The sequence below is a fragment of the Eubacterium sp. An3 genome (assembly GCF_002159465.1).
In the GTDB taxonomy this organism is placed as follows: domain Bacteria; phylum Bacillota; class Clostridia; order Lachnospirales; family Lachnospiraceae; genus Anaerobutyricum; species Anaerobutyricum stercoris.
On sequence record NZ_NFIR01000012.1, the window covers coordinates 25,683 to 39,408 of the forward strand.

At 45.1% G+C, this 13,726-nt stretch carries 14 protein-coding genes; 7 read left to right on the forward strand and 7 right to left on the reverse strand.

The window, feature by feature from the left end; genetic code table 11:
• The first annotated feature begins 20 nt into the window (after nucleotides 1–20).
• Together dnaK and B5F87_RS11035 are read left to right on the forward strand one after the other, a co-directional pair.
• Nucleotides 21–1,787: a molecular chaperone DnaK gene (gene dnaK, locus B5F87_RS11030; protein WP_087280991.1), complete on the forward strand. Its 1,767-nt coding sequence runs from the start codon at nucleotides 21–23 to the stop codon at nucleotides 1,785–1,787.
• A 113-nt stretch (nucleotides 1,788–1,900) separates the two neighbouring features.
• Complete coding sequence (locus B5F87_RS11035; protein ID WP_087280993.1) at nucleotides 1,901–2,251, forward strand: hypothetical protein; 351 nt, start codon at nucleotides 1,901–1,903, stop codon at nucleotides 2,249–2,251.
• 152 nt (nucleotides 2,252–2,403) lie between these two features.
• On the opposite strand, the gene lexA is transcribed toward B5F87_RS11035, so the two are convergent.
• The gene (gene lexA / locus B5F87_RS11040; protein WP_087280995.1) at nucleotides 2,404–3,030 is read right to left on the reverse strand and encodes a transcriptional repressor LexA; all 627 of its coding nucleotides are present in this window, start codon (nucleotides 3,028–3,030) and stop codon (nucleotides 2,404–2,406) included.
• 236 nt (nucleotides 3,031–3,266) lie between these two features.
• Here lexA and B5F87_RS11045 point away from each other — a divergent pair, with 236 nt between their 5' ends.
• From B5F87_RS11045 to B5F87_RS11060, 4 genes are all read left to right on the forward strand, one after another.
• Entirely contained in the window at nucleotides 3,267–3,740 is a 474-nt protein-coding gene (locus B5F87_RS11045; RefSeq protein WP_087280997.1) for a LysM peptidoglycan-binding domain-containing protein, read from the forward strand.
• A gap of 194 nt (nucleotides 3,741–3,934) precedes the next feature.
• Complete coding sequence (gene trxA, locus B5F87_RS11050) at nucleotides 3,935–4,240, forward strand: thioredoxin (protein WP_087281000.1); 306 nt, start codon at nucleotides 3,935–3,937, stop codon at nucleotides 4,238–4,240.
• Nucleotides 4,241–4,251: 11 nt separating this feature from the next.
• Complete coding sequence (locus B5F87_RS11055) at nucleotides 4,252–4,572, forward strand: rhodanese-like domain-containing protein (protein WP_087281002.1); 321 nt, start codon at nucleotides 4,252–4,254, stop codon at nucleotides 4,570–4,572.
• 1 nt (nucleotide 4,573) lies between these two features.
• Nucleotides 4,574–6,277 carry a CoA-disulfide reductase gene (locus B5F87_RS11060; RefSeq protein ID WP_087281004.1) on the forward strand — a complete coding sequence of 568 codons (1,704 nt, stop codon included), beginning with the start codon at nucleotides 4,574–4,576 and terminating at the stop codon, nucleotides 6,275–6,277.
• Here B5F87_RS11060 and B5F87_RS11065 read toward each other — a convergent pair.
• The 3 genes from B5F87_RS11065 to B5F87_RS11075 form a co-directional block, all read right to left on the reverse strand.
• Nucleotides 6,274–6,936, reverse strand: coding sequence for a Crp/Fnr family transcriptional regulator (locus B5F87_RS11065; RefSeq protein WP_087281006.1), 663 nt, complete (start codon nucleotides 6,934–6,936; stop codon nucleotides 6,274–6,276). The two genes, B5F87_RS11060 and B5F87_RS11065, sit on opposite strands and share 4 nt — an antisense overlap.
• A 35-nt stretch (nucleotides 6,937–6,971) precedes the next feature.
• Nucleotides 6,972–8,024: a tyrosine-type recombinase/integrase gene (locus tag B5F87_RS11070; RefSeq protein WP_087281008.1), complete on the reverse strand. Its 1,053-nt coding sequence runs from the start codon at nucleotides 8,022–8,024 to the stop codon at nucleotides 6,972–6,974.
• Nucleotides 8,025–8,222: 198 nt separating this feature from the next.
• The gene (locus B5F87_RS11075) at nucleotides 8,223–8,954 is read right to left on the reverse strand and encodes an ATP-binding protein (RefSeq protein ID WP_087281010.1); all 732 of its coding nucleotides are present in this window, start codon (nucleotides 8,952–8,954) and stop codon (nucleotides 8,223–8,225) included.
• A gap of 276 nt (nucleotides 8,955–9,230) precedes the next feature.
• Here B5F87_RS11075 and B5F87_RS11080 point away from each other — a divergent pair, with 276 nt between their 5' ends.
• Entirely contained in the window at nucleotides 9,231–10,601 is a 1,371-nt protein-coding gene (locus B5F87_RS11080) for a family 10 glycosylhydrolase (protein ID WP_158097025.1), read from the forward strand.
• 162 nt (nucleotides 10,602–10,763) lie between these two features.
• Here B5F87_RS11080 and B5F87_RS11085 read toward each other — a convergent pair whose 3' ends face one another.
• From B5F87_RS11085 to B5F87_RS11095, 3 genes are all read right to left on the reverse strand, one after another.
• A complete protein-coding gene (locus B5F87_RS11085) occupies nucleotides 10,764–11,630 on the reverse strand; it encodes a nitroreductase family protein (protein ID WP_242964414.1) in 867 nt (288 codons plus the stop codon).
• Between the two features lie 88 nt (nucleotides 11,631–11,718).
• A complete protein-coding gene (locus B5F87_RS11090; protein WP_242964416.1) occupies nucleotides 11,719–13,317 on the reverse strand; it encodes an AarF/UbiB family protein in 1,599 nt (532 codons plus the stop codon).
• Between the two features lie 24 nt (nucleotides 13,318–13,341).
• Entirely contained in the window at nucleotides 13,342–13,704 is a 363-nt protein-coding gene (locus B5F87_RS11095) for a hypothetical protein (RefSeq protein ID WP_087281014.1), read from the reverse strand.
• Nucleotides 13,705–13,726: the final 22 nt, after the last annotated feature.

Below are 13,726 nucleotides of genomic sequence, written 5' to 3' on the forward strand. Positions count from 1 at the left end.
TGATAGATGGAGGAATGAAGATGAGCAGAATAATCGGAATCGACCTGGGAACCACCAACAGTTGTGTGGCTGTGGTGGAAAACGGACAGCCGGTCATCGTGCCGAACAGTTCCGGTGCAAGAACTACTCCCAGTGTCGTTGCATTTACTAAAAAGGGAGAACGACTGGTAGGCGATGTGGCAAGGCGGCAGGCGGCCACCAATCCGGACCGTACCATAAGTTCCGTCAAACGAGAGATGGGTACGGACTGGAGCATCCGCATTGACGGGAAGGATTATAAGCCGCAGACCATCAGCGCCATGGTTCTGATGCAGCTGAAGAAGGATGCGGAAGAGTATCTGGGTGAGACAGTGACTGGAGCAGTCATCACTGTCCCTGCCTATTTTAATGATGTGCAGCGGCAGGCGACGAAGGACGCGGGACGGATCGCGGGCCTTGATGTGAAGCGTATCATCAACGAGCCGACCAGCGCCGCTCTGTCCTACGGCCTTGACCACGGGGAAGCACAGAAAGTCATGGTTTACGATTTGGGCGGTGGTACATTTGACGTATCCGTCATCGAGATTGGCGACGACGTCATCGAGGTTCTGGCGACAGCCGGCGACAACCATCTGGGCGGCGACGACTTTGATGAGCGTATTGTCCGCTGGCTGGTAGCGGAGTGTAAGAATCAGAACAACGTAGATCCATCCGGCGATTTCACCGCCATGCAGCGCATCCGTGAGGCGGCGGAACAGGCAAAGAAAGAGCTTTCCACCGCCCAGAGCAGCAATATCGTGCTGCCGTATCTGATGCAGGCAAAGGGAACGCCGATTCATCTGGAGACAACGCTGACCCGGGCCAGATTCCAGGAGCTGATCCAGGATCTGGTGGAGCGGACCGCCGCGCCGGTACAGCAGGCGTTAAATGACGCGGGCATCGCCGCTTCCGAGCTTGGCCGTGTTCTGCTGGTGGGAGGTTCCACACGGATTCCTGCCGTCCAGGAAAAGGTTCGCATGCTGACCGGAAAGGAACCGTCCAGGAATATCAATCCTGACGAATGTGTCGCCATGGGCGCTGCTGTTCTTGGCAATACATTGCAGGGCAGCTCCTTAAGTGTGGCAGGTTCTGATCTGCTTCTCCTCGATGTGACGCCAATGAGCCTTTCCATCGAGACGGTGGGAGGCGTTGCCACCCGTCTGGTGGAGAGAAATACAACGCTCCCGACGAAGTATTCCCGAGTGTTCTCCACCGCCGCCCCGTATCAGCGGGATGTGGAGATTCACGTTCTTCAGGGTGAACGGCCTATGGCGAAGGATAACAAGACCATCGGAAAATTCCGGCTGAAGGGAATCCGCCGGGCTCCAGCCGGAGTGCCGCAGATTGAGGTTACCTTTGATATCGACACCAACGGAATCCTGAAAGTGTCAGCCAGAGATCTGGATACCGGCAAGGAGCAGTCCATTACCATCACCGCCGATGACCGTATGAGCGACGCGGAGATCGAACAGGCCATCCGGGACGCCCAGCAGTACGCCGGCCAGGATAACTTAAGGAAAGAAGCCATTGCTCTCACCGGCGACGCGCAAAAGGTTTTGAGTCAGGCGCAGCGGGCGTTGAAAAACGGCAGCAAACAGATCGACCGTGCCGTGAAAAAACAGGTAAAGGGTGATATTAACGCCCTTTCCAAACTCATGGGCAAGTTCCGCCTTGACCGGATGACGGAGGATGATCTGACAGCTATCCGTCAGGCAAAATACAATCTGGAACGGTCGGCGGGAGAGATTATCGCGCAGTATGGAAACTGAGGAAGAAAAATTTTTATAGAATATTCCTTGGATGAGTAATACATTTTGAAGAAAAGCATGTGTTCAGGAGGTGCAGAACCATAGATAAATTAAGATGGAAGTTATCCAATTTTATGCAGCAGAGAAACGGCAACGACGAGATGTGCCGGACCGTGTTTATCGCCTCGATCGTCGTGTACGTTCTTTCAATCATTTTCAGAAGTTCACTGCTTTATTGGCTGGCGTTTGTGGGAATCATTTATTCACTGTTTCGTATGTTTTCCAGAAATGTGGCGGCAAGACAGAAGGAAAATCAGCAGTTCCTTCAGTTCTTCAGCCTGCAGAAAAAGCGGTTCAATATGCGGAAAGAATACCGGATTTTTACCTGTAAAGGCTGCGGACAGCATATCCGTGTGCCGCGCAAAAAAGGAAAGGTGGAAGTGACCTGCCCGATCTGCGGAAGAAAGGCCATTCACCGAACATGAAAGACCGACAGGATTTCGTTTTCGTTATACGGAGGTTGTCTATAATGGCGTAAGAAAAAGGAAGCTTTCCTGAAAAATAAAAGCTTCCTTTTTGAACAATATGCAAAAAATAATCTTCAAAACCTATTGAAATTCTTATGGATTAAAAAAACTTATTGAAAAATGCGGAACAGGCCGATAACCTTTCCGACAACGGAAAAAGGAGTGGTCTGAGGTACGATAATTGGTTCCATAGCGTCATTTTCCGGCTGCAGGCGGAAATAACCGTCTTCCTTATAAAATCTCTTCACGGTGACAGAATCTTCCACCAGGGCGACGACAATCTCGCCGTCGGAAGCCGTTGGCGATTCCTCAACAAGAATGTAATCTCCGGAAAAAATACCAACATTTATCATACTTTCACCTTTGACCTTGAGCATAAAAGTCTGTTTGTTTTTTAAAAATTCCGGTGAAATCGGAAAATATCCTTCAATATTCTCAACAGCCAGAATCGGTTCGCCGGCTGTTACTGTACCGACAATCGGTACATTGACAAGTTCTCTTCTGGTCAGATTAAAATTATCGTCAATAATCTCGATAGCTCTCGGCTTCGTCGGGTCGCGTCGGATATATCCGTTCTTCTCCATAGTCTCCAGATGGGAATGAACGGAGGAGGTGGACTTCAGATGTACAGCCTCACAAATCTCCCGCACGGCCGGCGGATAGCCCCGGTTTAAAATCGACTCTTTTATAAATTCAAGAATCTCCTGTTGTTTAGGTGTAATCTTGCCATAACTCATATCAGAACTCCTTTTCAGTCAAACGTATGTTTTGTTCTCTACATTTTAACACTTTATACATAAGAAAACAAGTGTTTTCGAATATGTTTTCGGTTTTTCCACGTAAAAGAAAATATGTTCGAAAAAATGTTCGAAACCTGTTGACAAGAGAAAGTATGTTCGGTATAATGCAAACAAATGTACGAAACATATGTTTGCATATTATGAAGAGTTATGTCATACTGGAGGGATAAGAGATGGAAGGAAGAGCAAGAACTTATAATTGGACACCGTATCACAGTAATACAGAGAAGGCGGACAGAGAACGAAGCATTCATAAAGCATCGTCAGACAGATATGGCGTGAACGTCAGAAGATCCGTGAAAGCGCAGTACGCCCGCCGGCAGGCACGCCAGTCTTCCGGAAGCGGCAGCAAGCTGATCTTTCTGATTGCGGTTTCCGCCATGCTGTTGTTTGCGGGCATCGTTTTCTTTTCAGGTATGACGCCATCCGGTATGTCTGTCGTTGAGGCGAACCAGCAGCTTGGAGAGCTTCAGTACAGAATTATCGAGATTCAGAAAGGTGACAGCCTCTGGAGCATCGCAAAAGAGAACATGAATCCGGGATTTAACGATATTTTCGATTATATCCGCGAGGTGAAGCGATGTAACCAGCTTGACTCCGATAAGATTACCGCCGGGAATTATCTGATGATTCCTTATTACGAATAAGCCGTTTTTGTCGTGTGGTTTTATGAAGATTTCCGCATAATATAATTATATTAGTCTGGCACCTGTACTTTCTGATAAACGTTTATAGAGGACAGGTGCCTTCTGTTTTTCGGCCTTTTGTGATAAAATCACAGAAAAGAATCTTTTCCTGTGATAAGCTGGCATCATCAAGATTTGAACAGGAGGAAAAATAAATGTCAGCATTAAATATAACAAAACAGAATTTTCAGGAGGAAGTCCTTAACAGTGATAAGAAGGTGTTGATCGATTTCTGGGCTGCATGGTGCGGTCCGTGCCGCAGAGTCTCTCCGGTTATCGAGGAGATTGCGGAGGAAAGACCGGACGTCAAAGTATGTAAGGTCAATGTAGATGAGCAGCAGGAACTGGCAGCAGAGTTTCAGATTATGAGTATTCCCGCGCTGGTCGTTATGGAACATGGAAAGATTGTGAACCAGTCAGTGGGTGCGCGGCCGAAAGCTCAGATATTAGATTTGTTATAGGGGAGGCGCCAATGAATCTATTCGATTTTTTCAGAACAGAAGATATTAATGAAGGAGTACGTCAGTTTGAACAGACGTCGGAAGCAGTACTTCTGGATGTAAGAACGGCAGAAGAATATCAGGAGGGGCATATCCCGAAAAGTATAAATATTCCCCTCCATGAGATTTTTGAAGTGGCCGAGATTATTTCTAATCATAACATTCCGTTATACGTATACTGTCAGAGCGGGGCAAGAAGCGGCCAGGCAGTGGAGAGCTTGAAGAAAATGGGATATACAGAAGTAAAAAATATTGGTGGAATCAACCAATACAGAGGAAAGGTGGAGAAGTAACATGAGTAAAAAGATTATTATTGTCGGCGGAGTAGCAGGGGGAGCAACAGCCGCAGCACGTATTCGCAGACTTGACGAGCAGGCAGAGATCATCGTCTTCGAACGTTCCGGTTTCGTATCTTATGCCAACTGCGGACTTCCATACTATATTGGAGGAGTGATTCAGGACAAAGAAGAACTGACGCTGCAGACGCCGGAGAATTTCCGGGAGCGTTTTCGGATTGATGTGCGGGTGCGGCATGAAGTCACTGCGATTCATCCTGACAAAAAAACAGTATCTGTGAAGAATTTAAAGACCGGCGAAGAATTCGAAGAAAACTATGACAAGCTTCTGTTATCTCCAGGAGCAAGACCGGTGCAGCCGAATCTGCCGGGAGTCGGCATTGATAATCTTTTTACATTGCGGACTGTGGAAGATACACTTCGTATTCGTGAATTTGTCCTGAAAGAAAAGCCAAAGTCCGCTGTTCTTGCAGGCGGCGGCTATATTGGACTGGAAGTCGCGGAGAATCTTCGGGAAATTGGCATGGATGTGACTATTGTGCAGCGACCAAACCAGGTTTTGAATCCGCTGGATTATGAGATGGCAACCTTTGTTCATGCAAAGATGCGCGAAAAAGGAATTCATTTGATGCTTGGCCATTCCGTAGAAGGGTTTGAACAAAAAGACGGCAAAACTATGGTCATATTAAAAGACGGCGAACCATTGAAGACTGATATGGTCGTTCTGGCCATCGGTGTTGCTCCGGATACCCGCCTCGCCAAAGATGCGGGTATCTCTCTCGGCATCAAAAACAGCATTGTGGTCAATGAACGAATGGAGACTTCCGTGCCGGATATCTACGCGGTTGGCGACGCGGTGGAGGTTCATCACCGGATAACCGGGCAGAAAGCGCTGATTTCTCTGGCAGGACCGGCCAATAAACAGGGACGGATTGCTGCCGATAATATCTGTGGAGGCAACAGTTCCTACAAAGGTTCTCAGGGTTCTTCTGTCATCAAAATATTTGATATGACAGTGGCGACAACAGGTCTGAATGAACAGGCAGCAAAGCAGGCAGGTATTGACTGTGATAAAGTATATTTGTCTCCGTCCAGTCATGCTTCATATTATCCAGGCGGAACAATGATGACAATGAAAGTTCTGTTTGAAAAAGAGACTTACAGACTTCTGGGCGCACAGATCATCGGTTATGATGGTGTGGATAAGAGAATTGATGTTCTTGCCACTGCGATGGCTGCAGGAATGTCTGCCCTGGAGCTTCAGGATCTCGATCTGGCATATGCGCCTCCGTATTCTTCTGCAAAGGATCCGGTAAATATGGCAGGCTTTATGATCGATAACATTGAAACTGGTACTTTAAAACAGTTTTTCTGGGATGAAGTTGGAGAGCTTCCTGACGACGGCAGCGTCGTTTTGCTTGATACCCGGACGACTGAAGAATATGGAAGAGGGCATATCAACGGATTTGTCAATATCCCTCTGGATGAACTCAGGGAGAGAATTGGAGAGATCAGGAGAGGTCTTCCGGTATATGTAATGTGCCAGAGCGGCCTGCGCAGTTATCTTTCCTGCCGTATTCTGGCACAAAATGGATTTGACTGCTATAACTTCTCCGGAGGTTATCGTCTCTATGAGACGATATACCGGGACTGCGTTGCGGCTAAACAGTCTTATCCATGCGGTATGGATAAAATAAATTAGTCTGTTTCTGCCAGGTTCTGTATTCTTTTGTGGTCAATGATTTCGATGGTCCCCCGGCTCAGACGAATGAGTTGTTCATTCTGAAAATAACGGAGCATTCGTGTGACCACTTCCCTGGCAGTTCCAAGATGGTTGGCAATCTTCTCATGGGTGATTTTTATAATATCACTTTCCTCGATATTGCTTTCTTCCATGAGAAAGGCTGCCAGCCGTTTATCGAAACTCTTCCAGAGTACCTGCTCCATGAGCCACATGACTTCAGAGAATCGACCGGCAATCACCTGATTGACGAAATTAGAGACTGGCAGAGATTCATCCATGAGCTTTTTAAATATATCCGGCGGGATGATCCACAGTTCACTGTCTTTTTCTGCTTCGATAGTGATATCAAATTGTAGATTGCGAAGCATGCAGGAGGCGGAAAACATGCAGGTGTCCCGGTCGAACAGGCGATATATAGTAATTTCCCGGCCTTCCTGAGAGAGGATGTAGGCCCGTAGCTGACCTGAAGAGACAAGTAAAAGACCAAGGCAGTCACTGGAACCGTTATGAATAACGGTTCCTTTTTTTACGGTTCTTTTTACTGCAGAAGAAATCAGGAGCTCCTGCTGGTATGGTGTAAGTTCTTCCCAAAAAGGGAAAAAATCAGAAATATTCATGATATTCTCCATTCTGTTACATTTTATAGTGCGCTCTAGGGTTCCCGAAGCTTCACTTTGCCGGCAGCTTTGCGGCGTCGCTCGTCTTCGATGGCGGCATAATGTTTTTTGGTTGTATTGACGTCTTTATGTCCAAGCACATCTGCCACCAGATAAATGTCTCCGGTCTCTTTATAAAGCTGTGTGCCATAGGTACTTCTAAGTTTGTGAGGAGTAATATTTTTTAAAGTTGTCACCGTCCGAGAATATTTTTTTACCAGATTTTCCACCGCACGAACACTGATACGGCTGCGCTGCATGGACAGGAAAAGAGCGTCCTCGGATCCTTCTTTTGCTGTGATCAGCTCTCGCTCGTCAAGATAATCAAGAAGAGCCTCCCTGACTTCATCACCGAAATACAGGATTACTTCCGAACCTCCCTTGCGCAGAATCCTCATGCCGTTGGTGTCAAAATCCAGATCCTGAATATCAAGGCCGACACACTCGGATACACGTATTCCTGTACCGAGAAGAAGGGTCAGCATGGCAAGATCTCTGGTTTTTGTTTTATTGTGGTATTTCTGCTGAGATTTTGTCAGTTTGTCGCCATTCTCCACAGAATCCAGCAGCTTGGCGATTTCATCAACTTCCAGACGAACAATGGCTTGTTCATGCTTTTTGGGCATATTTAAAAGACTGGCCGGATTATTTTGAATCTTTTGTTTGCGGTAGAAAAATTTATAAAAAGATCGGATGCTTGCCGCCTTGCGCATCCTTCCCCGTTCTTCGTTGGTATGTACTTTATTGTCCGGATCTTCATAAAGTTTGATATAATCCAGATATTCTTCCAGTTGTGTGAGAGTTATTTTATCGAGTACACTCAACGGCCACGATTTTACCGGTCCTTCCTCCAGATCCGGGTATTCTTCCTCCAGAAAACGGAAAAATATGCGGAGATCGTATCCGTAGGCAATTCTTGTACGAGAGGAAGTAGTAGGTTCAATTCCGCGGAAAAATTCTTTGCAAAAATCGGGGAGTTCCCGGCAGAGTTTCCGCAGACGCTTCTCGTTTTCAATGTTGATCTGGTCTGAATAACTGGCCCCCTGCACAGCATCCACCTCCTTGTCAGTAAAGCAGAATCAATGATTTATTTTGATTCTGTCCGTATCAAATGCAAATAACTTCATTAAAACATTATTATTATAACACACTTTATCGGAAATAGAATAAATTTTGCAAAAAGAAAGTGTTATTTAATTAAATAACACTTCTAGAAAAATATCTTTACTTTTATAAAAACGAAGAAACTACTTTTCTGAAACCGGCGGACATTTTGGATTTATGAGACCGTTTACGATAGCTCGGAACATCCGTGCCTTTGCTCCCGGGTTCTCGTGATTTAATTGATTGACCAGATTCTTAGCATATTCACGTTTGGTAGTTCCATCTACCGGACACGGGCTTTTTACAACCGGAAGCTGGTTGGCTTCCACAAATCCCTTTACGTCTCCCTCATACAGATACATCAACGGGCGGATCAGAGTGAGCCCGGTCCTGTCCAGGTATGTGACAGGAGAGAAGGTGTGGAGTCTTCCTTCATAGATCAGAGACATCATCATAGTCTCAATGATATCATCTTTGTGATGGGCGTAAGCAACCTTATTACATCCTATTTTTTTTACGGCTTCATTGAGAGCGCCCTTACGCATTTTGGCGCAGAGAGAACAGGGATTGCTTTCGTTACGAACATCAAAGACAATCTCAGCAATATCAGTTTTGATAACTTCATATTCTACTTTTAATGTATCGCAAAGTTCACGGATTTTTTCCAGATTCAGATTCTGAAATCCCAGATCAACAGTGACAGCTACGATATCAAACTTTTTTGGGTAGAAATAGCGAAGGTGGGCGAGAGCATAAAGCAGCGTCAGGCTATCTTTCCCTCCGGAGATTCCCACGGCAATTTTGTCATTTTCCTCAATCATTCCGTATTCATCGATGGCTTTTCTTGTATAGCTTAATAATTGCTGTAATTTCATTTTTATCGGTTCCTTTCTCAATGCGTAACAATCAAAAAATATACCATGAAAGCGCTGCCTGATAATTGGTATCACCTATTTGGCAGAATGCTTCATGGCGAAACTGCTAAGATGATAGCATGTATTTTTTTTAAATTCAATACATAAGATTTTTTAACGGATATTATTTATGGGGAAAGATGGAATTCAATATATGAGGTCTGCTGAAATTTCATTTTTGTTTTTGTATATAAATCATGGTATAATATGCAAAAGAATCAGCATAAAGGAGGAAACATGAAACATTTTGTACAGAATCTGATTCTTGTCATTTTATTGACCATCCTGCTCCTGTTTTCCTATGCATTTGTACAGAAAAAAACGGAGAAGTTCGGATTTTCAGAATTTTATCAATTTTTGATGAATCATGAATCCGGACAGAATAACGAGAGGGCAGGAGAGAAGGAAGACGCACCGGCGGCAGAAAAACAAAACAGTACATACCGGGCGGTATGGCTTAGTTATCTGGAGTTTAACGCTTATCGCCGCTCTGTTGAGCAAAACAACGAGAATAATTTCCGGAAATTTTTCCGCCGGGTATTAAATCGGAGTAAAAAATGTGGTTTAAACAGAGTGATCGTGCAGGTGCGTCCTTTTGGGGATGCGCTGTATGAATCCGGTTACTTTCCATGGGCAGCATGTATCTCTGGAACACAGGGAACTGATCCTGGCTATGACCCGCTGGCGGTGATGGTGGAACTTGCCCATAAGAAAGGCTTTCAGATTGAAGCTTGGATTAACCCTTACCGGGTGTCATCCGGCAGCGATCTTGATGTTCTTTCTACAGATAATCCGGCGAAAGTATGGGCGCTTTCCGATGATAAGACCCGGAATGTACTAAGCTTTGACGGTGCACTGTATTACAATCCGTCCTCGCAGGAGGTACAGGAGCTTATCATAAATGGTGTGAAGGAAATCGTAGAAAACTATGAAGTGGATGGCATTCATATGGATGATTATTTTTATCCGACTTTCACTGAGAGCAACGTAAATTCTGCTTTTGATTCACTGGAATATCAGAAGGGACTGTCTGCGGGAGCTATTGAGAAGACGCTGACACTGGATGACTGGAGACGGCAGAATGTCAATACTCTGGTGTCTGCAATATATCAGGCCATAAAATCTGCTAATGCTGACGTGACTTTCGGCATCAGTCCGGCAGGAAATCTTGATAACCTGAGAAATGATCTGCAGTATTATGTGGATGTCGATACATGGGTGAAGAGCGAAGGCTATATCGATTATGTGATGCCGCAGATCTATTGGGGATATACCAATAAGGAAGCGCCTTTTGATGAGATACTGAAAGAGTGGGTGGAGCTTGCAGAAGGTTCGGATGTGAAGCTTTATGTGGGACTGCAGATGTACCGGCTTGGAACCAGTGATGATGGTCAAAGTGATTATCAGGAACTGCAGGACGGCGCTTTAATTCAAAAAGAAATCACGCAGCTTGAACATACGCCGGCTGTGGGCGGATACTGTCTGTTCAGTTATCAGTATCTCGATGCAGATAATAAAACTTATGACTATGATTCCAATGTATTTGCTGCAAAAAGAAAAAAGATTTTAAAAGAAACTGTAAAACATCTGATGGAAGGACAGAAATAAAATTCTGATCAGAAATTGAGTATTTAACGGATAAAGGTAAAAATACACTTAACTCTGCGTTAAAGTTGTGTTTTGCGAATAGTTGAGCCGGGCTCTCTTTCATATTAAATAAAAAGGAACATCCACCCTTCTGTGCAGATGTTCCTTTTTATATTCTAAAACTTAAGCTTCACAGGAAGCTACAATTACATATTCATCCGGAATTCCGTAAATATTATCTACCGGTCCCAGTTCCCACTGGATCTTACAGAGGGTTTGCCCAATGACATCTTCAAAGTACAGCATTGCTATACCTGCGTCTATCCGTTCTTCATATTCACTGACATCGTTGTCTTTACGCATGAGCAGGACAATTTTTCCACCGTCAATCAAAAATCTCCACGGCTGACGGTTCATGGTAGACGGCGCTTTTCTTACACAGTCCATCGGTTCATACAACGCTCGTTCCAATAATGTATTTACATCGGCGCCTTCTCCCCATTTGTCGATGTAGACCATTTCCTGCAGAGGCAGAACTTTTGACTGACTGCTTTCTTTTTTGCGCATATCTGCCTGGGAATAATTGTCGCCGGTCTTCAAGGCTCCCAGGGTGATCGGTGCCTTCTTTTTGCCGTATCCGATAGTCAGGATACCCACAACCTCTTTATTTGTGACTATATTCAGCCGGTGTATCACTTTTTCGCTGCTTGTAAAAGTAATCCAGCAGGAATCGACGCCCAGCTCTGACGCCTTCATGGAAATGCTCTCTCCAACATATCCTGCATTTTCCAGATAGTGCTCCTTATTTTCGGATAATAAAATAATATAATGCGGCGCATTGATCAAAATGCCATGATAACCGGCAAAACCGTCAAGCTGACGGTAAACCACATCATTGTCCATGATGCGAATATCCATCTCGATATCATCGACCAGTTTCGGGCAGGTGTTTGCATACTGCGAAAGTTCTTTGATAATCTTCGCATCTACTTTCTTTTCCTTATAATCCCTCACAGAATATTTATTTAAAATAATATTTTTGTAATCCATTTACAGATTCCTCCTCTTTCTTTTTAATTGTCATAGCATATAGCGTTTTGATATTCTTCCCTATTATAGCACAAAGAAGTGCAGGTATCTATTTTCTTGAGAAAAAATGTTTGAGAAAAACATACATGACAATCACAAAAGCAATCAGATATCCCAAAGCGCCAAGGGCCGGTATCCCCAATATTTTGGGGGTCATGTCTGTCGTACAGATAATACTGGAACTGATCAGCAGCGCCATGACCCAAAGACCCATGACGATATTGCGGATCAGCCGCCGTAAAAGTTGTGACAGATCATCTGACACATGCAATTCCAGATTAACCTTTGTCTGTCCCTTCATGTGCCCCTGAAGGATATCGGCGGCCAGGGAAGGAATATCTATGGCGCGGCGCAGGGAACGGACAATACTCCTTACAGTTCCCTTCACTTCTTTTTTCAGATTCTCTTCCTGAAAAAACTGGTCTTTTATGCGCGCAGAAGCAATCTGTACCATATTAATATCGGGGCTGATGGAGGCAAGGATACCCTCCACGTGGGTGAGACCTCTGGCAAGCAGCGTCAAACCGTGAGGCATGACAATCTGATTATTTTTCATGGTTTCCATGAGACTTTTTACCAGATCTGCGATATCAATACTCCCCATGTCAGCGGTGCCGTATTTTGCCATCAGTGCCTGCAGATCGTCATAAAGCTGACTCTGATCCAGTTTGCCCCGAAAATCTCCGATAGCAAGGACACAGTCCTGAATCATGCCGATATCGTTTAAGGCGACACCTTCCACAGCCCGGCTGATGAATTCACGGTCGCGGTCTGTAAGGCGTCCCATCATGCCCATGTCCATCCAGACAATTTTCCCGCCGCGGACCATCACATTCCCCGGATGAGGATCTGCGTGAAAAAAGCCATCGTCAATGACCTGTTTGACAAAATTATCGACAAACTTAGTTCCCACTTCGTTTAAATCATATCCGTTTGCCAGCAGATTAGCTTTATCATCAATGGCAAAGCCATTCACATATTCCATCACAAGAACCTGAGTAGTGGTATATTCCCTGTAAAGGCGGGGAACCCCCACAAAAACCACGTCGTCATTTTTATCAGCGAATTCTTCCATATTGGCGGCTTCCATGAGAAAATTCATCTCTTCCTGGGTTACCCGCCAAAGTTCCGTGAGGACTAAATCCAGATCCACCAGATCTTTGATGGCTACCGGAGGCAGAAGTTTGACTGCCCGCCGTAAAAGTCCGATATCTCTGGACATCGTTTCATAAATGCCCTGCCGCTGTACCTTTATGACAACCTCTTCTCCGTTCTTTAACGTGGCACGGTGCACCTGCGCGATGGAAGCGGAACCCAGAGGCATCATCTCAATATCTGAAAAAATCTGACGCCAGGAATAGCCGAAAGAGGCGTTGATGACCTCTTCTACCTGTGAAAACGGCATAGGAGGAACTTCAGAACGAAGTCTCATCAGTTCGTCACAATACTTCTGTGGAAGAATATCGGAACGGCTGGACATAATCTGCCCCAGCTTAATATAAGTCGGTCCCAGATCTTCCAGTATCTGCCGCAGTTTTTCCGGAGTAATACCCCGGGTGATCGAATTCTTCCTAAGCACCGCTGTCATCTCTTTCAGTCTTCCCCGGTAATTGTCAGAAGTACTGTTGTCTGAGGCATTGTTTTCCATAGGATCTGCTGTATTCTCCTGCATCTACTCTTCCACCACATCCTCACTGGATGAGGTATTACAGCCGTCAGAAGAATCCTCATCCATCTCTTCTCCCTCCGCCCTGGCAATCTGTTCTTTTAGCGCAGCCAGCTGTTCCGGCGTCATTTTATCGATCAAATCCTTTAATTCTTCAGGAGAAGAAGGTTTTACAGAAACATTGACATTAGATTTCATTTTTTCGCGAATATCGTGGCGCAGCTCCTGATTGAGAACCTTTCCCTGCTCCACGGTAAGCTCTCCCTTTTTTACCAAATCGTCAAGAATCTCTTTTGATTTTTCCGCAGTCATCGCTGCAGAACCGATACCCGCCAGTAATAATTTTCTGATGTTTTCGCCTAATTCCATAGTAACTCCTCCTTATTATAAA

What these genes read in the sequence shown, in the direction of transcription:
- dnaK (WP_087280991.1), top strand. Translation starts at nt 21, where the DNA reads ATGAGCAGAATAATCGGAATCGACCTGGGAACCACCAACAGTTGTGTG.
- B5F87_RS11035 (WP_087280993.1), top strand. Translation starts at nt 1,901, where the DNA reads ATGCAGCAGAGAAACGGCAACGACGAGATGTGCCGGACCGTGTTTATC.
- lexA (WP_087280995.1), bottom strand. Translation starts at nt 3,030, where the DNA reads ATGAGTTATGGCAAGATTACACCTAAACAACAGGAGATTCTTGAATTT.
- B5F87_RS11045 (WP_087280997.1), top strand. Translation starts at nt 3,267, where the DNA reads ATGGAAGGAAGAGCAAGAACTTATAATTGGACACCGTATCACAGTAAT.
- trxA (WP_087281000.1), top strand. Translation starts at nt 3,935, where the DNA reads ATGTCAGCATTAAATATAACAAAACAGAATTTTCAGGAGGAAGTCCTT.
- B5F87_RS11055 (WP_087281002.1), top strand. Translation starts at nt 4,252, where the DNA reads ATGAATCTATTCGATTTTTTCAGAACAGAAGATATTAATGAAGGAGTA.
- B5F87_RS11060 (WP_087281004.1), top strand. Translation starts at nt 4,574, where the DNA reads ATGAGTAAAAAGATTATTATTGTCGGCGGAGTAGCAGGGGGAGCAACA.
- B5F87_RS11065 (WP_087281006.1), bottom strand. Translation starts at nt 6,936, where the DNA reads ATGAATATTTCTGATTTTTTCCCTTTTTGGGAAGAACTTACACCATAC.
- B5F87_RS11075 (WP_087281010.1), bottom strand. Translation starts at nt 8,954, where the DNA reads ATGAAATTACAGCAATTATTAAGCTATACAAGAAAAGCCATCGATGAA.
- B5F87_RS11080 (WP_158097025.1), top strand. Translation starts at nt 9,231, where the DNA reads ATGAAACATTTTGTACAGAATCTGATTCTTGTCATTTTATTGACCATC.
- B5F87_RS11085 (WP_242964414.1), bottom strand. Translation starts at nt 11,630, where the DNA reads ATGGATTACAAAAATATTATTTTAAATAAATATTCTGTGAGGGATTAT.
- B5F87_RS11090 (WP_242964416.1), bottom strand. Translation starts at nt 13,317, where the DNA reads ATGGAAAACAATGCCTCAGACAACAGTACTTCTGACAATTACCGGGGA.
- B5F87_RS11095 (WP_087281014.1), bottom strand. Translation starts at nt 13,704, where the DNA reads ATGGAATTAGGCGAAAACATCAGAAAATTATTACTGGCGGGTATCGGT.